Origin of the sequence: Ralstonia flaminis (assembly GCF_958415495.1) — a bacterium.
GTDB classification, from domain to species: Bacteria; Pseudomonadota; Gammaproteobacteria; order Burkholderiales; family Burkholderiaceae; genus Ralstonia; species Ralstonia flaminis.
Genome location: NZ_CATZLL010000003.1, coordinates 271,186 through 290,127, shown reverse-complemented (window position 1 = coordinate 290,127; position 18,942 = coordinate 271,186). Strand labels below are relative to the sequence as shown.

Genomic DNA, 18,942 nt, shown 5'->3' with positions numbered 1-18,942 from the left:
TCAAAACGCGATGCCCAGCGATACGCTCGGCCGGAATTGCTTTTGCTGGATACCGTAGGCCAAGTCGAGCTGGATCGGCCCGACCGGGCTCTTCCAGCGCACGCCCACGCCCACGCCGTTGTACCAGCGGCGCTCCGACCAGTTGTCGGTGGCGGTGCCGGTGTCCCAGAACACGGCGCCGCCCCACTGCGGCAGGAACCAGCGCTGGTATTCCAGCCCGCCCGTCGCGAGGAACTTCGTCGGCAGCGTGCTGCCATTGACCTCGTTGCCGATACTCTGGAAGTCGTAGCCGCGCACCGACTGCGTACCGCCCGTGCGAAAGCGCAGCGTGGCCGGCACACCATCACCCGCCCCACTGGTAATGACGGCGCCCAATTCTGCCCGCGCAACAAAAATGTCGCGCTGCCCGACCGGCACGAACTGGCGAATGCGGCTATACGAGCGCACAAACGTTTGGTCCGTCAGGAAACCCTTGACCGCCGCGCCGATCTGCGTGGTGATGATGTTGCCCCGACGCGGGAACAGCGGATCGTCCACGTCGCGGCGCGTCCACGCGAAGCCGGGCACCAGCGCCTTGCTCAACTGGCGCTCGGCGCCTTCGGGACGCAGGTCGTCATAGTAGAAGTCGATGGTGAACGAGGTCTCGTAGATACCGCGTACGCGCGTCTGCTTGAAGCCGGAGCGATAGCTGCGCGTCTCGGTGCCCGAGGTGTCGGTGCGGTCCATGCTGCTGTAGAGGCTGTTGACGTACTGTTTCTCGTCGGGCGGCAGGGTCACGCCGGCAAACAGATATTGCCGGCGCTGCTCGATGCGCGCCTGAGTGTCGAGCACCCACGCCTTGCTGAACAGGTTCAGATACTGGTAGCGCCCTTCCACCGAAGCGCCCGTGTCCGTGCCATAGCCAACGCCGCTGGTGAGTCGATTGGGCGGATACTCGCGCACCCGCACACGCACCGGCGCGTTGACCGGGTCCTTCGGCTCGTCGCCCAGATCAACAATGGCGTTGGCAAAGTACGGCTGCCCCTGGATGGCCGCCTGCAATGCCTGCAGGCGGTCTGCCGAGTAGTCCTCGCCCACGCGCAGCGGGTTGACGTTGGTGATGATGCTGGGCGGGTAGCGCGTCAGGCCCTGCACATCCAGCGGGCCCAGCGTGTAGGCCGGGCCGCTGTCATAGGAGACGGACAGATCCGCCTTGTTCTCGTCGGGGTCAACACGCGCCTGCGACGCCGTCTGCTTGGCCGCGTAATAGCGCTTGCTCTGCAGCGCGGCCAGGCTGTCGTCCTTGGACTTGTCCCAGCCGGACTGGCGGAATGCCATCTCCTTCTGCAAACCCCAGGCCTTCTTCAACTCCTCGATACGCTTGGGGTCCTGCGTGATCGCGCCATTGAAATCCAGCACCACACTGTCGATGGTGGTGCGCGGACCGGGCTCGACCTTCACATGCACGACACGGTGATCCGGCGGCCCATCCACGCTGGCGGTGGCCTTGGGCACGAAGTAACCCTCGGTGGCCGTTAGTTTGGTGACTTGGTCACCAATGGTCTCGACCATGTACTGAAGCTGATCGTCGGTGATGTCGTTGCGATCCTGATAGCGCGACAGATCAAGATGACGCTCCAGCAGGTCGCGGATCGCCTTGGGCGCTTCGATCTTGACGTCGTACTCGGCATGGGCAGGTGCGCAGGCGAGCGACATGGCAAAGCCGACCGCAAGCGCGGCGGCATGAACACCCGGAAAACGAAAGTGAGACGGTCGTGACGGTCGACGAGGGCCGGTCATCGTGGCATGCGTAGCGCCGCCCCCACGGGCCGGCTAAGTCAAAGGAAAGGCGTATTTGACCATACCGACCCCGGCAGGTGCCCAGGCAAATGCAACGAATACTGGCTTTCGTATCGGTCCGAAGGGCTCCGCAGGCGCCGTGCCTGCCTGCCGATACGGTAAAATGCGCCGTTTTCCGCCCGGGAGCCTCCCGTGCGGGCCGGATCACCCAATATCACTGACTGCCATGGCCCTGTACAAGTCCGAGATCACCCAGTTCCTGGAAGAACTCAAGACCCAGAAGCCCGACCTGGAAGCGCAACAGCGCCAAGGCCGCTCGCTGCTGTGGGACAAGGACCCGATCGACCTGGACGAACGCACCCGCGCCCAGGCAGCACGCGTGGCGCAAAAGCCGTACGTCTATTCGCTGGACTGATCGGCAGACCGATCCCCCAAGCCCCCAGGCGCGCCGCCGCATGACTACCTCTGCGCAGGACAAGCTGCCGCTCCCCGTCGAGCTGCCCAGCGTGGCGCCCGAGCAGGACTCCACGCCGGTACAGGTCGACGGCCTGGCCTTCGCGCGGCTATACGGCGAGCCGCTGTTCAAGCTCCCGCAAGACCTCTACATTCCGCCCGATGCGCTCGAGGTGTTTCTCGAAGCGTTTGAAGGGCCGCTGGACTTGCTGCTGTACCTGATCCGGCGCCAGAATTTCAATGTGCTGGACATTCCGCTGGCGCAGGTCACGCGGCAGTACCTGGCGTACATCGAACAGATCCGCGCGACCAATCTGGAGCTGGCTGCCGAATATCTGCTGATGGCGGCCATGCTGATCGAGATCAAGTCACGCATGCTGCTGCCGGTCAAGAAGACCGACTCCGGCGAAGAACCCGAAGACCCGCGTGCCGAACTGGTGCGCCGCCTGCTCGAGTACGAGCAGATGAAGCTCGCCGCGCAGAAGCTCGACACCGTGCCGCAGCTTGGCCGCGATTTCCTGCGCGCCCAGGTCTACATTGAGCAAAGCCTCGCGCCGCGCTACCCCGACGTCAATTCCGACGACCTGCGCATCGCGTGGGCCGACGTGCTACGCCGGGCCAAGCTCACGCAGCATCACAAGATCTCGCGCGAAGAGCTGTCCGTGCGAGAGCACATGAGCCAGATCCTGCGTAAGCTGCAGCATGCGCGGTTCATGGAGTTCACCGAGCTGTTTGAAGAAGCGATCCAGTCCGGCAAGGGCGCGCCTATCGTGGTGGTCAACTTTGTCGCCATGCTGGAGCTCTCGCGTGAATCGCTGCTGGAGATCACCCAGGCGGAGCCGTACGCGCCCATCTACGTGCGCCTCGCCTATTCCCCGACGTAATTCGGCCACCCCATTCGGCCAAAGTCAGCCGCTGACTCACACCACAAACGCATGAAAGTCATCTCGTCCATCCAGGAACTGCGCGACCAGTTGCGCGGCCAGAACCGCGTCGCCTTCGTGCCGACCATGGGCAACCTGCATGAGGGCCACCTGAGCCTGATGCGCCTGGCACGCCAGCACGGCGATCCGGTGGTGGCGTCCATCTTCGTGAACCGCCTGCAGTTCGGCCCGAACGAAGATTTCGACAAATACCCGCGCACGCTGCAGGACGACATCGAGAAGCTGCAGAAGGAAGGCGTGTACGTGCTGTTCGCGCCCACCGAACGCGACATGTATCCCGAGCCGCAGGAATACCGCGTCGACCCGCCGCACGACCTGGGCGACACGCTGGAAGGCGAATTCCGCCCCGGTTTCTTCAAGGGCGTGTGCACGGTGGTGATGAAGCTGTTCTGCTGCGTGCAGCCGCGTGTGGCCGTGTTCGGCAAGAAGGACTACCAGCAATTGATGATCGTGCGCCGCATGGCCCACCAGTTCGCACTGCCGGTCGACATCATCCCGGCCGAGACGATCCGTGCAGAGGATGGCCTGGCACTGTCCTCGCGCAACGTCTATCTGACCAACGAAGAACGCGCCGAGGCACCCGAGCTGTACCGCACGCTGCACCAGGTGCGCCAGGACGTGCTGGAGACCGTGCTGCAGGGCCAGGCCTCGCATGAACAAGTGACGGCCAAGGCGATGGACTACCTGCGTGGCCGTGGCTGGCAACCCGACTACGTGGCCGTGCGCCGCCGCGCTGACCTGCAGGCACCAACGCCCGACAACATCGCCGCCGGCGAGCCGCTGGTGGTTCTGACTGCCGCAAAGCTTGGCAAGACGCGCCTGATCGACAATCTCGAGATCTGAGCAAGGCGTCGCCCAACAAAAAGCCCGGCTAGTTGCCGGGCTTTTTTCATGCCGCCGCCGAGGTATCGGCAACGGTGGCCTGCGGGAGCGCTCCCCCCAGCCAATCGAGGATGCCGCTCCACTGTTCGACGTCCTTCGCCACACGCGAGGGCGCCACGTCCCACAGCGTCAGCCCGTGCGCGGCCAGTTGCACATAGTTCTGGGTGTCACGCAGATAACCGAGGATGGGCACTTCCAGCCCATGTACGAAGCGCTGGAGCTGCTCCGCGGCGCGCGTACGCATGTCCACGCGCATGCCGATCACACCCAGCTTGACCTCGCCGTGTCGAACCGGCTTCTCGTCGGCCAATTTGCGCAGGAAGGCCTGCGTGGCGAGGATGTCGAACATCGAAGGCTGCAACGGCACGATCACATGGTCCGACAGCTTGACCAAATCGGTCAGCCGCCAGCCGTGCAGCCCGGCCGGCGTATCGAGCACCACATGCGTGGTGCCCTTGGGCGGCTTGGCGATGTGGTCGGCGCTGATCTCCCACGTGTGGATAGGCTTGGCCGTCTCGGGGCGCAACGCCAGCCATTCGCGCGATGACTGCTGGCGATCGGTGTCGCCCAGCATCACGGCGTGGCCCTGACTGGCAAAGTAGCCCGCCAGATTGGTTGCCAGCGTGGTCTTGCCCACCCCGCCCTTCGGATTCGCTACAACGGCCACCGGCATGCCTGCCTCCTTGTACACATCGCGCGCACATCGAACCATGTGCCGAGTCGATCACCCGGCGGATCTGCCCTGATTTTTCGTCAACCTTGGGGATTATGGCTCAGCCCGCACGTGGCAGCGCGCCGAACAGCGCAACGAGGTCGAGGTGCGCCTCGCACGTGTCGGCCAGGCGTTCGAGCGACGCCTCGCGCAATGCTGCGTAGTCCTGCGCCTGCGCATCGCGCACGCCGGCCCAGGCAAGCAGCGCGCGGCAGGCTTCCGGCGCATCGAACAAACCGTGGAGGTACGTGGCGAGAATCTGCCCGTCAGGCGAGATGGCCCCGTCTGCGCGCCCATCGTCGAGCTGCACGGCGGGCCGCGCGAGTGCTGGCCCCTCAGTCACGCCCATGTGAATTTCGTAGCCGGCGACGGTGGCCCCTCCGGCCTCGCCGCCTTCGACAAGCGAGCCGCGCACCTGACGCAATTGCTTGGCGGCCTCCAGCGTGGTCTCGAAATCGAGATAGCCCAGACCATCGACGCTGCCAGGCGCGCCCTCCAGCCCACGCGGATCATGCAGGCGCCGCCCCAGCATCTGCATGCCGCCGCAGATGCCGATCACCTTGCCGCCATAGCGCAAATGCCGCGCGATCGCCGCCTCCCAGCCGTTGACGCGCAACCAGGCGAGGTCTGCCTGCACGCTCTTGCTGCCGGGCAGGACGATGAGATCGGCCGGGGGAATCGGCTGCCCGGGGCCGATCAGGCGCACGTCCACCTGAGGGTGCGCACGCAGCGCATCGAAATCTGTGTGGTTGGAGACGCGCGGCAGCACCGGAATCACCACGCGCAGTGCATCGCCAGAGACAGCATGTTGCGCGGTCTGCACGGCATCTTCGGCATCCAGATGCAGGCCGTGCAGGTACGGCAGCACACCAAACACCGGCTTGCCCGTCTGCGCCGTCAGCCAATCCAGCCCCGGCGTAAGCAGCGAGATGTCGCCGCGAAACCGGTTGATGACGAAGCCGGCCACGCGTGCGCGCTCGCTCTCTGACAGGCACGCGAGCGTGCCGACCAGGTGCGCAAACACCCCACCACGGTCGATGTCTGCGACCAGCACGACGGGGCAGTCGACAGCTTCGGCAAAGCCCATGTTGGCGATGTCGCGGTCACGCAGGTTGATCTCGGCGGGGCTGCCGGCGCCTTCCACCAGCACGAGGTCGTATTGCGTGCGCAGGCGCGCGTGCGACTCCAGCACCGCAGCCATCGCAGTGGGCTTGTAGTCGTGATACGCGCGGGCGTCGAGGTCACAGCGCGGCTGGCCGTGGATGATGATCTGCGCGCCGGTGTCGCTGTTGGGCTTGAGCAGCACGGGGTTCATGTCTACCGTGGGCGCAACGCCTGCGGCCTGTGCCTGCAGTGCCTGGGCACGGCCGATCTCGCCGCCATCTGCGGTGACAGCGCTGTTGAGCGCCATGTTCTGCGGCTTGAACGGCGCGACGCGCACACCAGCGCGATACGCAATGCGGCACAGCCCGGCCACCAGCGTGCTCTTGCCGGCATCAGACGTGGTGCCCTGGATCATGAGCGTGCCGATCAGAGGCTCGGGAAATGGTGGCTTTGGCATGCGCGGATTATCGCATTCACCTGTCTACGCCCATCAGCACTAACCGGGCACCCACGGCTAAAATGCGCGGATGTCCCGCCGTCTCACACTCATCCTCGGTGGTGCCCGCTCGGGCAAGAGCCACCACGCCGAACAACTCGCGCTGCAATGCGCGGGGCCCGTCACTTACGTCGCCACGGCGGGGGAAGGTGATGAAGAGATGCAATTGCGCGTGGCCATGCACCGCGCTCGCCGGCCAGAGCATTGGGGCCTTGTCGAAGAGCCAATGCGTCTGGCCGAAGCGCTGTACACGCACGCCCAGCACGGCGGTTGCGTGCTGGTGGACTGTGTCACGCTGTGGCTCAACAACCTCCTTTTCTCTGAACACCACGACTACCCCGATACCGGCCTCATCACACCACCCGAAGCCTGGACAACGGAGATTGACGCCCTGCTCACCGCCCTGCCGCTGCTGCCCGGCGAGGTGATTCTCGTGAGCAACGAGATCGGCCTGGGCGTGGTCCCGATGGGCGCTGTCACACGCTTCTATGTGGATGAGCTAGGCCGTCTGAACCAGCGTCTGGCCGCGCTGGCGGACAACGTGCATCTGCTGGTGGCGGGCATTCCGATGGTGGTCAAAGGGCCGGCGCTCGGTACCGGATCGTGACCCTGAGCGTGCCGACAGGCGGTGTGACCGACCTCGGCTGGTCACTCGTGGCGCTGGCCGCACTGGCCGGCGTGCTGCTCGACCGGCTGCTGGGCGAAGTGCCGCGCTGGCATCCGCTGGTGGGCTTCGGGCGCGTTGCCACCGCTATCGAACACGCCACGAACCGCAAGCCGGCAGCGCTGGCTTGGTCGCGCATCGTCGGCCTGCTCGCCTGGGCAATTGCTGTACTGCCGTTCGTGCTGGCAGCATCGTGGTTTGCCACAGCCACGCATGCGGCTTCAGCGTGGGCTGTGGTAGCACTCGATGCCGTGGCGCTCTACTTTGCGATCGGCGCGCGCAGCCTGCATGACCACATCGCGCCGATTGCCGCCGCGTTGCGCGCAGCCGACCTGCCCCGCGCACGCGCATTGGCCTCGCGCATCGTCTCGCGGGACCTCTCTGAAGCGGTTGACGAACCCATCGCCCGCGCTGCTGTGGAATCGGCCTTGGAGAATGGCAGCGACGCCGTGTTCGCCCCTTTGTTTTGGCTGGTCGTGGCCGGTGCGCCGGGGGTGGTGCTCTACCGGCTGGCCAACACGCTCGATGCCATGTGGGGCTACCGCAATGCGCGCTTTGCCGGCTTTGGCTGGGCGGCGGCGCGCATCGACGACGTGCTCAACTGGATTCCCGCCCGACTGACGGCGATGAGCTATGCGCTGCTCGGCCACACCACTGATGCGCTGCGCTGCTGGCGCCGGCAGGCACCACAATGGTCGAGCCCCAACGCGGGCCCTGTGATGGCTGCCGGCGCGGGCAGCCTGCGCGTGCAGCTTGGTGGCACGGCACGCTACGAAGGCGTGGACGAGGCCCGCCCACTGCTCGGCACCGGCAAGCCTGCAAGCGCCGCCGACATCAACCGCGCACTAGCACTCGTCTCGCGCACGGTGTGGCTGTGGCTCGGCATGCTGGGCGCTGCTGCCGTCATCTCGCGGAACCTGGCATGAATGCCATCACCCACGGCGGCAATCTGGCCGCGGCACGTGCACTGTATGGTGAACCGGCGGGCGGCTGGCTCGATCTCTCCACCGGCATCAACCCGCACGGCTATACGATCCCACCCATTCCGCCCGATGCTTGGCTGCGCCTGCCGGAAGACGATGGGCTCGAAGCGCTGGCCGCCGCGCACTACGGCGTGAACGACGCCAACGCGGTGCTGGCCGTCGCAGGCTCACAGGCTGCCATCCGCACGCTGCCCACCCTGCTGCCCCGCGGCCGGGTCGGCGTCGCGCAAGTTGGCTACAGCGAATATGCGCCCGCCTTTGCGCGCGCCGGACATGACGTTGCCGTGCTGTCTGAGGCCGCCTTCCTGGGCGATCTGCCCGATGACGTTCGACACCTCGTTGTCGTCAACCCGAACAACCCAACGGCACGCGTTCTACCGGCCGACACCTTGCGTCATTGGCACGCACGCCTGTGCGCGCGCGGCGGCATGTTGATCGTCGATGAAGCCTTTATCGAAGCGCTGGAAGATGGCCCGACGCTCGCACCGTTGGCAGGCACGCCAGGGCTGGTGATCCTGCGTTCGATCGGCAAGTTCTACGGCCTGGCCGGGGCACGTATCGGCTTTGTGCTGGGCGCACCGGATCTGCTGGCTGCGCTGCGCGATGCGTTGGGACACTGGACCGTCAACGGCCCCGCCCGTGCCGTCGTGCGTGCTGCGCTGGCGGATACCGCTTGGCAAACCACCAATCGCACCCGCCTGCAACGCGAGGGCACGCGCCTGCACACGTTGCTCAATTGCCACGGACTGCCCAACGTCAACACACCGCTCTTTGCTTGGGCGCCGACCCCGCATGCGCCTTCGCTTCACGCACGACTGGCGCGGCTCGGCATCTGGACGCGCCTCTTTGATGTGCCGATCCGGTGTGACGGCACAGGGCATGCACATGACGTGCTCGGCATACGCTTTGGCCTGCCTCCGGATGAGACCGGATGGCAACGTCTTGGCGATGCGCTAGCATCGCTGTCGCTCTCCGTTTGACTCACCCCGATGCCCGCTCGCTTCCCCCACTTTGCCCGTCGTTTGTGTGTGCTTGGCCTTGCTGCACTCGCAGTTGCTGCTGCACCGGCGCTCGCCGCCATTTCCGTCACCGATGACACCGGCGCCACAGTCACCCTGCAACACCCTGCACAGCGCATCGTCAGCCTGGCACCGCATGCGACCGAGCTGCTGTTTGCAGCGGGCGGCGGCGCGCGCATCGTGGGCACGGTGGCCTACAGCGACTATCCGCCGGCCGCGCGCGACATTCCGCACGTGGGCGACAACCGTGCGCTCGACCTGGAGCGCATCGCCGCGCTCAAACCCGATCTGGTAGTGGTCTGGCGCCACGGCAACGCGCAGAAGCAGATCGACCGCCTGCGTGCGCTGGGCATTCCGCTGTTCTTCTCCGAACCGCACCGCATGGGCGATATTCCGCGCTCCATCGAAGCGCTCGGCACACTGCTCGATACGCGTGCCAGCGCTCACGATGCCGCGCAGCAGTTCCGCCAGCAGGTCGATACGCTGCGCAACCGGTATGCAAGCAAGCCGCCGGTGCAGGTGTTCTATCAGGTGTGGGAACAGCCGTTGATGACGCTCAACGGCCAGCACATCTTCACCGACATGCTGGCGCTGTGCGGTGGCCGCAATATCTTTGCGAGCGAGCCGCTTCTGGTGCCGACTGTATTGCCTGAGGCGGTCATCGCGGCCAATCCCGAAGTCCTGCTGACGGCAAGTATGGGAGCGACGCAAGGCAGCCGCCCAATCGACACGCTCGATGGCTGGAAACGCTGGCCGCAATTGCTGGCGGTGCAGCGCGGCAACCTCTTCAGCATCAATGGGGACCTGATCAACCGTTTCGGCCCGCGCCTGGTAGAAGCCGCAGCGCAGTTGTGCGATGACCTGGAGCAGGCGCGGATGAAGCGCCAGGGCGCACAGGCGACCAACAACGGACGCTGACCGTCAGCGGTTCCAGAACAGCAGGATGGGCAACGCGTCGGGTTGCCCAGGGTGCACACGAAAACCGCAAGCCCCTCCCCATTGCAGCGGCCACTGCAGCGTTTCGGCCAGCGGACGCCGCAGCCAGTGCGCCGCCAGTGCACGCATGCAGCCCGCGTGCGTCACGGCCCAGAGACAAGGGACGGGAGACGCAGCCATCGATTCGGCCCACGCAGTCACGCGCGCGAGCAAGTCGGCAGCAGACTCTCCCCCGTGCGGGTTACCGTGCACCAGATCGCGCGCCCAGCGATCGACTTGCACGCGCGGAATGTCATCCCACTGGCGGCCCTCCCAGGCACCAAAGTCGAGTTCCATCAGTTGCGCGTCAATCTCCAGCGGGGGCAGCTCAGCCACCTGCCGGATTGCCTGTGCGGTGAGTTGGCTGCGTTGTAGCGGGCTGGCCTGCAGACGCTGTGGTGGATGTGCGCTGAGTTTCTGGGTAATGGCCGACGGATCAGGGTCCATCGGTGCGTCAAGCGGCAGATCGGTGCGCCCATAGCACAGGCCGGTGGTCATGGCGGGCCGCGCGTGTCGGATCAGAATGAAATCCATGCCAGCAAGCCCCATAGGATCAGCAGTTCGAACACCTGCTGCGCCATCCCCAGGCAATCGCCCGTGATGCCGCCAATGCGACGCACGAAGTAGCGGCCGAGCAGCCAGCGCGCGACAGACACCGCCACCAACACGAGCACCGCACACACCGGCCCGAACCACAGCAGTGGCGCGATACCGAAAATGCCTGCCCACAACGCATCGCTCCAGCGCATGCGCTGTGCAACGGGCTTGGCCTTGCCTTCAGCACGCACATAGTCATGCGTGAGCAGATAACTGACTGCAGCGGCGCGGCTGGCGGCATGTGCGCCCACCATCGCCGCCAGAATGGCGACGGGGCGCACCGCCAATGCCGTCAGCAACTGCCACTTCAACAGTAGCGCCATGCACACCGCGATGGCCCCGAATGCACCGATGCGCGAGTCGTGCATGATGCGCAACCGGTCTTCTGGCGTGTAACCGCCGCCAAAACCATCGGCGCAATCGGCCAGGCCATCTTCATGGAAGGCGCCGGTCAGCAACAGCGTGGCCACCATCGACACGGCGACCGCCACGCCGGGCGCAGGCACCGTGCGCGACACCAGCCAATACACTGCCGCTGCCACCACGCCCACCAGCCAGCCGACCAGCGGAAAGTAGCGCGCCGCACGATTCAACCCCGTTTGCGAAAACCCGACCGACGCCGGCACGGGAATGCGGGTGAAGTACCCGACCGCCGTCCATAACGCCTGCCAGTGTTCGCGCAATAGGCTCATGAGCCTGAGCGCTCGCTCACACCCGCGCTGGCGAAGGTCGCCATCTCGCGCAGGAAGGCCACGGCGGACACCACCAGCGGATACGCCAGCACCGCACCGCTGCCCTCACCCAGGCGCAACGACAGCGACAGCAGCGGCCGAGCATCCAGCACCTCGAGCAGCGCACGATGACCACGCTCATCCGATACGTGGCCGAACACGCAGTAGTGCAGCACATCAGGCGCCACGCGCGCTGCCACCAGCACGGCCGCTGTGGCGATGAACCCGTCGACGAGAATGACCATGCGCCGCTTGGCCGCTTCGATCACCGCCCCGGCAATCGCCGCAACCTCAAAGCCGCCAAAGCAGGCCAGCACGTCCAGCGGATCCCGCACGTCGATGTGTATAGCGAGCGCAGCCTCCAGCACGGCGCGCTTGTGGGCGAGGCCCTCGTCATCCAGGCCCGTGCCACGGCCAACGCATTGCGCCACCGGCAGGTCGCACAATCGCGCCATCAGGCATGCAGCAGACGCCGTGTTGGCAATGCCCATCTCACCGAGCGCGATCACGTTGGTGCCGAGCGATGCATGGTGCGCCACACGCTGCGCGCCCAGTGCCATGGCGCGATCGCGCTCGTCGGCGGTCATGGCAGCCTGGTGGACATGCTCGTCGGCAAAGTTGCGCGTACCGGAGCCAACAGGGGCATCAACCAGCCCCGGCGTGTCCGCCGTCCACAGCGGCGCGGCCACGCCGGCGTTGACCACTTCCAGTGCAAACCCATGCTGTCGGCTGAACACGTTGATCGCCGCACCGCCCGCGATGAAGTTCAGCACCATCTGCGCCGTCACCGCTTGCGGATAAGCGCTCACGCCCGCATGGGCGACACCGTGGTCCGCGGCGAACACCACCATGGCCGGACGCGTGAGCACCGGCGCATCGGTGTTCTGGATCAGGCCGATCTGCACGGCCAGCGGCTCCAGCCGACCCAGCGCACCCAGCGGCTTGGTCTTGCTATCAACAGCGGTCTGCAGGCGGGTGCGCAGCGCCGGATCAAAAGAAGGAATCTGCATGGTTGGAGCCCACAAGGCCTACAGTTCGACACCCGGCTGCGCCTGGATGCCTTGGGAAAATGCGTGCTTGACGAGCGTCATGTCGGTCACGGTATCGGCGGCCTCAATCAACTCGGGCGGCGCACCGCGTCCGGTAATGACGACGTGCTGCGCAGCCGGCCGTGCACGCAAGTCGGCCAGCACCGTCTGCACATCAAGATAGTGGTATTTGAGCGCGATGTTCAGTTCATCCAGCAGCACCAGGCCGATAGACGGGTCGCTCAACAGTTCACGCGCACAAGCCCAGGCAGCTTCTGCCTTTTCAATGTCACGCGTGCGATCTTGCGTCTCCCACGTGTAACCCTCGCCCATCACGTAGAACTCGCATTGCTCGGGAAACCGGCGCAGGAAGCGCTCCTCGCCGGTCGGGATTGCGCCCTTGATGAATTGCACAACGCCAACCTGCATGTCGTGGCCCATGGCGCGGATCACCATGCCAAAGCCGGAGCTGGATTTGCCCTTGCCGTTGCCGGTGTTGACCAGCAACACACCGCGCACGTCGGTAGCGGCAGCAATCTTGGCGTCCACCACCGCCTTCTTGCGTTGCATGCGTGTGCGGTGGCGCTCGTTCAGGCCGCTGTCGTTGTCACTGCGGTTGTGTTCAGTTGTCATCGGGGTCATCAGGAATCAAGGCCGTGCGGTGGCCATCCGCCACCTCGGCTATTGGGGTGCGCAGCACGCGGGCGCAATGTTCGGGGGTAAGTACCTCGGCAGCAGGGCCTGCGTTGGTGTGGCCTTCGCCATCCATCAGGAGTACGTGCGTGGCAAAGCGGCGCGCCAGGTTCAGATCGTGCACCGTCAGCACGACCAGCCAGCCGCGTTTGCGACAGCCCTCGCGCAACAGGCGAAGCACGGCAATCTGCTGGTGCAGGTCCAGATGCGCGACGGGCTCGTCGAGCATGAGCACGCGCGCGTCCTGCGCAAACACGGCCGCCATGGCCACACGCTGGCGCTCGCCACCTGAGAGCGTGCGGACATCACGCTGCGCAAGCGGCTCCAACGCAAGTGCGGCGATGGCAGACGCCACGGCGCGCGCATCGGCATCGCCCTCCCACTCCCAACGCGCGAGGTGCGGATGGCGACCGGTCATGACGGCCTCATACACGGTCATCGGAAAGGTGTCATGCAGCGCTTGCGGCAGGAACGCGCGGCGGCGCGCCATTGCAGCGGCTGGCCAGTCCGCGAGTGATTGGCCGTCCAACATGACACTGCCGCCATCCGCATCGCGCAGACCCGCCAGCACCGATAGCCATGTCGATTTGCCTGCGCCGTTCGGGCCGACCACGCACCAGAGCTGCCCGCCGGTGGCCGTCATCGACAAGCGTTCGATCAGTACACGCCCATCAATGGCCACACGCAGATCGTGCAGCGCGAGCTCGGGCACAGCATCGACCTCGACAAACGCAGCCGGAGCGGGGGCGCGGCGCAACCAGTTCATCGCGTGCTCCGCATCAGCAAGTAGAGAAACGTCGGCACGCCCAGCAGCGTGGTGATCACACCCACCGGCAACTGCGTGGGCGCGATCAGGGTGCGGGCGATCAGGTCGGCCAGCATCAGCATGCCCCCACCGGCCATCACCGTGGCAGGCAGATGGATGCGCACGTCACGCGTCCAGGCCAGGCGCACCATGTGCGGTACCAGCAAGCCAACAAACGCGACGGAGCCCGCAATCGTCACGGCCACCGCCGTGCACAACGAAGCCACCACGTAGATCAGCGTGCGTACGCGTGCGACCGGCACACCCAGCGCGCGGGCGCGCGTCTCGCCAGTCAGCAGCACGTTCAGGTCGCGCGCATGCGGCAGCACCACGGCTACCGCCACGACGAGAGCGGCCAGCGCGCCGAGGTAACGATCGGCGCCCCCCAGGTCGCCGACCATCCAGAAGATCATGCCGCGCAGCTTGTTCTCGGGCGCGACCGTCAGAATGAGAGTAATCAGCCCGACCCAGCCGGAGGCCATCACCACGCCGCCGAGCAGCAAGCGTGCATTGGCCTCGCCAGGTTCACCACGCCACAGGTGCTGGCGCGCAAGTGCTGCTACCAAGGCCATCGAGAGCAATGCGCCAGCACCAGCACTGGCCTGCACGCCCCACCACGGCAGCGAGAACAACATTGCCGTCAACGCCGCCACCGCCCCGCCGCCGGACACCCCCAGCACATACGGATCCGCCAACGGATTGCGCAGCAGCATCTGCATGAGCGCCCCGGCAAAGGCCAGCAACCCGCCTGCAGCAAATGCAGCACCCGCACGCGGCAGGCGCAACTCGGTGACGATGCCTGCAGCCAGATCATCGCCACCGCCAATCAAGGCCCGCCAGACTTCAGCGGGCGACAGCTTCACGCTGCCGAGCATCAATGACGCCACCAGCACCACCACGCACGCGAGCGCCAGCAACAACCAGAGTCGCCAGGCAAAACCGCGTGCGGGCAGCGCAGATGTCATCTGAGGTTTCGTCACTTCGGCTCGTGCTGTTGCCACGACAGCGTGAAGAACACCCCTCGCGATGCCGTGTTGTACGGATAGATCAACTGGTAACTCTTGTTCGTCACGTTTTCAAGGCGCGCCGACAGTGCCCAGTCACGCGTGATCTGGTAGCGACCAACCAGGTTCAGCAGGCCATAGCCGCCAAGCGTCTTGGTCGAATCCTGCCGATCACCCGCGGCATTCCACTCCACACCGGCCGAGAACGGTCCGAACGTCTTGTAGGCCGACACGCTACCGAAGTGCCGGGCGCGGCGGGCCAGCAATTGGTTAGCCGACAGATCCTGCGGGTTCTGCATGGTAAAGCTGGCACGCAGATCCACGCCATAGATCGAACCTCGATATGACGTCTCCAGACCGTTCACGCGCGCACGGTTGACGTTGGCTGCCAGGAAGCTGCCCGACACCGGATTGAACACGCTGGTGATCAGGTTGCTGTAGTCGGTCTCGAACACCGTCATGCGCACCAGGCCGATCGCGCTGCTGTACTCCACGCCACCTTCCACCGAACGGGCCTTCTCGGGCTGCAGGTTGGGGGTACCGTAGAACGGGTAGTACAGCTCATTGAACGTCGGCGCACGGAAAGCGTTGCTCACGCTCGCCACAGCCTTCCACTGCGGGTTGAACGAGAAGCCATAGCCGGCGTAGTAGCTGTTGGCACCGCCAAAGTCCGAGTAGCGGTCGCGACGCACGTTCAACTGCAACTGGTGCGGGCCAAACTTGCCTTCGTAACCGATGTAAGCAGAATCAACGTTACGCGTCGGTACGTTATAGGCATCACTGTCCACGCTGGTCTGCAGATGTTCCAGACCCACCTTGAGCAGCTGATCAGGCATGAAGGCCCAATCGTTCTGCCAGCTCGCCGTCTGGTTGCGCGTGTTGAAGCGCGCTGGCACCTGCAGCACGCCGTTGGTGAAGTTCAGGCTGCGGTCGTCACCCTGCGATAGCGTCAGGCGCGTCTTCCAGTCCTGCGTCACCTTGCCGTCTACGTAAGCCGACATCGAACGCACGCCGTTGTGCGCGGTGTTGATGTCGGTCGGCTTGCCAAAGGCATTGTCGTAGCTGACATCGCCCCAGGTCTGGAAGTACGTCAGGCCGGCTTGCCAGTCCGCCGAAAACCGATGCGATAGCTGCAACGACACGCTCTTGTTCGTGTACGGATTGTCGTTCGGGTTGGCCTTGGGCGCCTGCAGCGGGTTGATGGTCGAGAAGCCGCTGGTCTTGAACTCCGACACCGACACCGCGAACGACGTATCGCCGTTCTCGCCCAGCGAGCCGCCGATACCGGCCTGCGCACGCTTGGTGTTGCGCGCGCCGTATTCGATCTCGGCATTGGCCAGCGGGGCATGCCCCTTGCCGCTGCGCGTGAAGATCTGCACCACGCCACCAATGGCATCGGAGCCGTACAGCGCAGACACGTTGCCGCGCACGATCTCGATATGGTCAATCTGGTCGGCCATCAGTTGCCCGATCTGCACGCTGCCGGCGGTGCCGGAACTCACGCGCACGCCATCAATCAGGATCAGCGTCTGGTTGGAACCGGCGCCGCGCATAAAGAGGCTGGCGTTGGTGCCGGGGCCGCCGTTCTGCGCGATTTCGATGCCGGCTTCGCGGCGCAGCAGCGTCACGGCGTCGGCGGCTTGCGAGCGTTCGATATCGGCACGGCTGATCACCGTGGTATGCGGCAGTGCGTCCGACAGTGACTGCTCGCTGCGCGAGGCAGTCACTACCGTCGGGTTCAGTTCGCCCACTGGCGTACTTGCCGTCTGTACGTTGCTTTGTGCCCAGGCTGGCGCAACCGCACCCGCCATGACCCCCGTCAGTGCGCTGGCAAGCGCACGCATGGCCGTCCGGGGCATCCGGAGTGGCCGCTTTGTAGTCAAGCTCATGTTGAAAAGACAAGAAGCGTCAGCCGGACCCGTTCCCCCGCGGGTCGCTGGCAGCAGGATCTCGATGCGGTTCCCTCCAGGGTTGCACATCGGCTCTGAGATCCACCGTCCTGGCCGGTATCCGGGCTGGCGACCCGGTCTGTCCGCCTTCCCATTCCCAAAGGAACAGTGGCGTGTGGACAGACCGCGCGGCGCCCCCCTCTTCTTGCGAGAGATGGCGGGCACACGCGACGTTCGCTTACCGTTGCGGGGGCAGCGCAGGTTGGCGCATCGCTTTGGGGGCGGGCGCTCCCTGCTTCCCGTTTAACTGCAGTTGGTGCTGCGGGCACCAGGACGGCAGCGAGTTTACCGTCAAACACCCCTGTCCGCCCCAAAAAGACAGGCAAAGCTGTTGTGCCCCGGTCGTCGCCTGTGTATTCAGCACGATTGCGCATCCATATGGAGGACAGGCGCAATCGGCATGATGGGCTAAAATCCCCCCCACTCGATTCTGATTGACAACCGATGCTGAACGAACTCGAACACCTCGCCGACAAGATCGCGCGCGTGCTGCGTCACGCCGACGCGCTTGCCGCCGAGAACCAGCGCCTGCGCGCAGAAGTCGAACGGCTGACCGCCGAGGCCGAGGTCTCCAAGACCGAGCGCGACGCCATGGTGGCCGATCGCAGCGTGCTCAATGCCAAGATCGAAGAAGCGCAACTGCGTATCCAGTCGATTCTCGACAAGCTGCCGACGGCTACCGACGCTCGCCAGCTCGACCTCCTCGGCCAGGCTGCCGGCGATGATGCCGCCACTGCCCCGCACTCGGAGACCAAAGCATGAGCAGCAAGCAAATTGAAGTGAACATCGCCGGGCAAGCGTATAAATTTGCCGTCTCGCCCGACAACGAAGCCGCGCTGCGCGAAGCCGCTGCCATGGTCGATAACCAGATGACGCGCATCAAGAACGGCTCGAGCACCAAGGGCATCGAGCGCGTTGCCGTGATGGCCGCCATCAGCATCGCGTCGGATCTGCTGTCGATGCAGCGCCAGGCTGCCTCCGATTCCGCACTGCCGATCGACACGATCCGCGCAAAACTGGCCGACCTGAACGCCCGCGCCGATGAGGCCCTGCGTCAGTACGGCGAAGTCATTTGACCTAATACAACGTGTTTGTAACCGGATCGCATCCGGGCTTGGGTTCGGATGCGATCCGGTGTATAGTGGCACCCAATGGCTCCCGGTGGTCTCCCGCAAACCCTTACAGTATAAGGCTTTAGCGACTACAGACTGACAAACTGGGTTGCTTGCGATGAATCTCTCAGACGCATCGCCATGTCGTCACAACGTGGTGATGCGTCTGACAGTTTCCCTGCCTGGTTCGCCATGGCCATTAATTCCTTGAACCGATAAGCAATTGCTTGGTGCGGGATATGCCGTGTGGGCGAGCGCGTCTTCCAGTGCACAGCGTGCGACGCAAGTCGTGGGCTCCCTGCGCCGGTGATGTACCCAAAATGCGGCTTCCGCAGCCTCTCTGAACCTCACTTGGGTTCAGGATGCGGGTCTAGCGGCCGAGGTGGGGACCCAACAAAAGGCGGTAGTGCATTGCGCGCTACCGCCTTTTTCTTTGCGCTTTCGGTAGCACACCGCCAATGGCAAGGCCACGGCGGTGTTGCTATGCTGCGCACACCGTCACTTCTGCACGCCGCGCATCATGGCCGCCCAATACTGGTTGATGAAGTCAGAGCCCGACGAGGCCAGCATCGACACACTGCACACCGAGGGCGCGCTGCCCTGGACCGGCGTGCGCAACTACCAGGCCCGCAACTTCATGCGCGACCGCATGCGCGTTGGCGATGGCGTGCTGTTCTACCACTCGTCCTGCCCTCAGCCGGGTATCGCGGGGCTAGCGGAGGTCTGCTCGACCAGCTACCCCGATCCGACACAGTTCGATGCCAAAAGCCATTACTACGACCCGGCCTCCAAGCCCGAGGCGCCGCGTTGGATGCTGGTCGACGTGAAGTTCGTGCGCAAATGCGCGCTCATTGATCTGCCCACGCTGCGTGCGCAGGAGCAACTTGCCGACATGACCGTGCTCCAGCGTGGCAATCGCCTGTCGATCACGCCGGTCACCCCCGCGCAATGGCGCTACATCACCACCAAATTGATGCGCGATTCTGAGTAAATGGCGCGCAACGGTTGGGAA

20 protein-coding genes, 1 other RNA gene and 1 riboswitch are annotated in these 18,942 nt (G+C 65.0%); of the genes, 11 read left to right on the top strand and 10 right to left on the bottom strand.

The features are described from left to right. Positions 1-1,779, bottom strand: a complete 1,779-nt coding sequence (locus R2N11_RS06150; RefSeq protein ID WP_316680505.1) for an autotransporter assembly complex protein TamA — start codon at positions 1,777-1,779, stop codon at positions 1-3. Between the two features lie 226 nt (positions 1,780-2,005). Between R2N11_RS06150 and R2N11_RS06145 the strand changes: the two genes are divergently transcribed. Genes R2N11_RS06145 through panC form a run of 3 tightly spaced genes read left to right on the top strand, consistent with a single transcriptional unit; the run spans position 2,006 to position 4,019 of the window. Continuing rightward, positions 2,006-2,194, top strand: coding sequence for a DUF3460 family protein (locus R2N11_RS06145; RefSeq protein WP_021195639.1), 189 nt, complete (start codon positions 2,006-2,008; stop codon positions 2,192-2,194). 40 nt (positions 2,195-2,234) lie between these two features. Then, a complete protein-coding gene (locus R2N11_RS06140) occupies positions 2,235-3,116 on the top strand; it encodes a segregation and condensation protein A (RefSeq protein WP_199033218.1) in 882 nt (293 codons plus the stop codon). A 51-nt stretch (positions 3,117-3,167) separates the two neighbouring features. Further along, on the top strand, positions 3,168-4,019 hold the full coding sequence (gene panC, locus R2N11_RS06135) for a pantoate--beta-alanine ligase (protein WP_199033219.1): 852 nt from the start codon (positions 3,168-3,170) through the stop codon (positions 4,017-4,019). 46 nt (positions 4,020-4,065) lie between these two features. Here panC and R2N11_RS06130 read toward each other — a convergent pair whose 3' ends face one another. Both R2N11_RS06130 and R2N11_RS06125 read right to left on the bottom strand, forming a co-directional pair. Beyond that, positions 4,066-4,731 carry a ParA family protein gene (locus R2N11_RS06130; RefSeq protein ID WP_199033220.1) on the bottom strand — a complete coding sequence of 222 codons (666 nt, stop codon included), beginning with the start codon at positions 4,729-4,731 and terminating at the stop codon, positions 4,066-4,068. A 100-nt stretch (positions 4,732-4,831) separates the two neighbouring features. Then, positions 4,832-6,331 (bottom strand): cobyric acid synthase, encoded by a 1,500-nt coding sequence (locus R2N11_RS06125; RefSeq protein ID WP_316680504.1) that lies wholly within the window; start codon positions 6,329-6,331, stop codon positions 4,832-4,834. 70 nt (positions 6,332-6,401) lie between these two features. Between R2N11_RS06125 and cobU the strand changes: the two genes are divergently transcribed. From cobU to R2N11_RS06105, 4 genes are read left to right on the top strand one after another with little or no spacing between them, the layout of a single operon-like run. Next, positions 6,402-6,977, top strand: a complete 576-nt coding sequence (gene cobU, locus R2N11_RS06120) for a bifunctional adenosylcobinamide kinase/adenosylcobinamide-phosphate guanylyltransferase (RefSeq protein WP_199032986.1) — start codon at positions 6,402-6,404, stop codon at positions 6,975-6,977. 2 nt (positions 6,978-6,979) lie between these two features. Then, the gene (gene cbiB / locus R2N11_RS06115; protein ID WP_199032992.1) at positions 6,980-7,960 is read left to right on the top strand and encodes an adenosylcobinamide-phosphate synthase CbiB; all 981 of its coding nucleotides are present in this window, start codon (positions 6,980-6,982) and stop codon (positions 7,958-7,960) included. After that, positions 7,957-8,997: a threonine-phosphate decarboxylase CobD gene (cobD, locus tag R2N11_RS06110; RefSeq protein WP_316680503.1), complete on the top strand. Its 1,041-nt coding sequence runs from the start codon at positions 7,957-7,959 to the stop codon at positions 8,995-8,997. Before cbiB ends, cobD begins: the two co-directional genes overlap by 4 nt. A gap of 9 nt (positions 8,998-9,006) precedes the next feature. After that, positions 9,007-9,954 (top strand): cobalamin-binding protein, encoded by a 948-nt coding sequence (locus R2N11_RS06105; protein ID WP_316680502.1) that lies wholly within the window; start codon positions 9,007-9,009, stop codon positions 9,952-9,954. A gap of 3 nt (positions 9,955-9,957) precedes the next feature. On the opposite strand, the gene cobC is transcribed toward R2N11_RS06105, so the two are convergent. From cobC to R2N11_RS06070, 7 genes are read right to left on the bottom strand one after another with little or no spacing between them, the layout of a single operon-like run. Then, positions 9,958-10,545: an alpha-ribazole phosphatase gene (gene cobC / locus R2N11_RS06100; protein WP_316680501.1), complete on the bottom strand. Its 588-nt coding sequence runs from the start codon at positions 10,543-10,545 to the stop codon at positions 9,958-9,960. Beyond that, a complete protein-coding gene (locus R2N11_RS06095) occupies positions 10,530-11,300 on the bottom strand; it encodes an adenosylcobinamide-GDP ribazoletransferase (RefSeq protein WP_316680500.1) in 771 nt (256 codons plus the stop codon). Before R2N11_RS06095 ends, cobC begins: the two co-directional genes overlap by 16 nt. Next, positions 11,297-12,349, bottom strand: coding sequence for a nicotinate-nucleotide--dimethylbenzimidazole phosphoribosyltransferase (gene cobT, locus R2N11_RS06090; protein ID WP_316680499.1), 1,053 nt, complete (start codon positions 12,347-12,349; stop codon positions 11,297-11,299). Before cobT ends, R2N11_RS06095 begins: the two co-directional genes overlap by 4 nt. 18 nt (positions 12,350-12,367) lie before the next feature. Continuing rightward, complete coding sequence (gene cobO, locus R2N11_RS06085) at positions 12,368-13,009, bottom strand: cob(I)yrinic acid a,c-diamide adenosyltransferase (RefSeq protein WP_430715416.1); 642 nt, start codon at positions 13,007-13,009, stop codon at positions 12,368-12,370. Next, positions 12,990-13,826, bottom strand: coding sequence for an ABC transporter ATP-binding protein (locus tag R2N11_RS06080; protein ID WP_316680498.1), 837 nt, complete (start codon positions 13,824-13,826; stop codon positions 12,990-12,992). Before R2N11_RS06080 ends, cobO begins: the two co-directional genes overlap by 20 nt. Further along, positions 13,823-14,830, bottom strand: coding sequence for a FecCD family ABC transporter permease (locus tag R2N11_RS06075; protein WP_316680587.1), 1,008 nt, complete (start codon positions 14,828-14,830; stop codon positions 13,823-13,825). The genes R2N11_RS06080 and R2N11_RS06075 overlap by 4 nt, the downstream gene beginning before the upstream one ends. A gap of 11 nt (positions 14,831-14,841) precedes the next feature. After that, on the bottom strand, positions 14,842-16,728 hold the full coding sequence (locus R2N11_RS06070) for a TonB-dependent receptor plug domain-containing protein (protein WP_316680497.1): 1,887 nt from the start codon (positions 16,726-16,728) through the stop codon (positions 14,842-14,844). Between the two features lie 125 nt (positions 16,729-16,853). Further along, a riboswitch (cobalamin riboswitch) is annotated at positions 16,854-17,106 on the bottom strand. A gap of 156 nt (positions 17,107-17,262) precedes the next feature. Between R2N11_RS06070 and R2N11_RS06065 the strand changes: the two genes are divergently transcribed. The 4 genes from R2N11_RS06065 to R2N11_RS06055 all read left to right on the top strand — a co-directional run bounded on the left by R2N11_RS06065 (position 17,263) and on the right by R2N11_RS06055 (position 18,921). Beyond that, positions 17,263-17,580, top strand: a complete 318-nt coding sequence (locus R2N11_RS06065; RefSeq protein ID WP_199032390.1) for a hypothetical protein — start codon at positions 17,263-17,265, stop codon at positions 17,578-17,580. Next, positions 17,577-17,894 carry a cell division protein ZapA gene (locus R2N11_RS06060; protein ID WP_021195656.1) on the top strand — a complete coding sequence of 106 codons (318 nt, stop codon included), beginning with the start codon at positions 17,577-17,579 and terminating at the stop codon, positions 17,892-17,894. The genes R2N11_RS06065 and R2N11_RS06060 overlap by 4 nt, the downstream gene beginning before the upstream one ends. A gap of 208 nt (positions 17,895-18,102) precedes the next feature. Further along, a non-coding RNA gene (ssrS, locus tag R2N11_RS26385) (6S RNA) lies at positions 18,103-18,323 on the top strand. A 127-nt stretch (positions 18,324-18,450) separates the two neighbouring features. Continuing rightward, on the top strand, positions 18,451-18,921 hold the full coding sequence (locus R2N11_RS06055) for an EVE domain-containing protein (RefSeq protein ID WP_199032389.1): 471 nt from the start codon (positions 18,451-18,453) through the stop codon (positions 18,919-18,921). Positions 18,922-18,942 lie beyond the last annotated feature (21 nt).

Coding starts and splice junctions, on each gene's coding strand:
- R2N11_RS06150 (WP_316680505.1), bottom strand. CDS start 1,779: ATGACCGGCCCTCGTCGACCGTCACGACCGTCTCACTTTCGTTTTCCG.
- R2N11_RS06145 (WP_021195639.1), top strand. CDS start 2,006: ATGGCCCTGTACAAGTCCGAGATCACCCAGTTCCTGGAAGAACTCAAG.
- R2N11_RS06140 (WP_199033218.1), top strand. CDS start 2,235: ATGACTACCTCTGCGCAGGACAAGCTGCCGCTCCCCGTCGAGCTGCCC.
- panC (WP_199033219.1), top strand. CDS start 3,168: ATGAAAGTCATCTCGTCCATCCAGGAACTGCGCGACCAGTTGCGCGGC.
- R2N11_RS06130 (WP_199033220.1), bottom strand. CDS start 4,731: ATGCCGGTGGCCGTTGTAGCGAATCCGAAGGGCGGGGTGGGCAAGACC.
- R2N11_RS06125 (WP_316680504.1), bottom strand. CDS start 6,331: ATGCCAAAGCCACCATTTCCCGAGCCTCTGATCGGCACGCTCATGATC.
- cobU (WP_199032986.1), top strand. CDS start 6,402: ATGTCCCGCCGTCTCACACTCATCCTCGGTGGTGCCCGCTCGGGCAAG.
- cobD (WP_316680503.1), top strand. CDS start 7,957: ATGAATGCCATCACCCACGGCGGCAATCTGGCCGCGGCACGTGCACTG.
- R2N11_RS06105 (WP_316680502.1), top strand. CDS start 9,007: ATGCCCGCTCGCTTCCCCCACTTTGCCCGTCGTTTGTGTGTGCTTGGC.
- cobC (WP_316680501.1), bottom strand. CDS start 10,545: ATGGATTTCATTCTGATCCGACACGCGCGGCCCGCCATGACCACCGGC.
- R2N11_RS06095 (WP_316680500.1), bottom strand. CDS start 11,300: ATGAGCCTATTGCGCGAACACTGGCAGGCGTTATGGACGGCGGTCGGG.
- cobT (WP_316680499.1), bottom strand. CDS start 12,349: ATGCAGATTCCTTCTTTTGATCCGGCGCTGCGCACCCGCCTGCAGACC.
- cobO (WP_430715416.1), bottom strand. CDS start 13,009: ATGACCCCGATGACAACTGAACACAACCGCAGTGACAACGACAGCGGC.
- R2N11_RS06080 (WP_316680498.1), bottom strand. CDS start 13,826: ATGAACTGGTTGCGCCGCGCCCCCGCTCCGGCTGCGTTTGTCGAGGTC.
- R2N11_RS06075 (WP_316680587.1), bottom strand. CDS start 14,830: ATGACATCTGCGCTGCCCGCACGCGGTTTTGCCTGGCGACTCTGGTTG.
- R2N11_RS06070 (WP_316680497.1), bottom strand. CDS start 16,728: ATGCCCCGGACGGCCATGCGTGCGCTTGCCAGCGCACTGACGGGGGTC.
- R2N11_RS06065 (WP_199032390.1), top strand. CDS start 17,263: ATGCTGAACGAACTCGAACACCTCGCCGACAAGATCGCGCGCGTGCTG.
- R2N11_RS06060 (WP_021195656.1), top strand. CDS start 17,577: ATGAGCAGCAAGCAAATTGAAGTGAACATCGCCGGGCAAGCGTATAAA.
- R2N11_RS06055 (WP_199032389.1), top strand. CDS start 18,451: ATGGCCGCCCAATACTGGTTGATGAAGTCAGAGCCCGACGAGGCCAGC.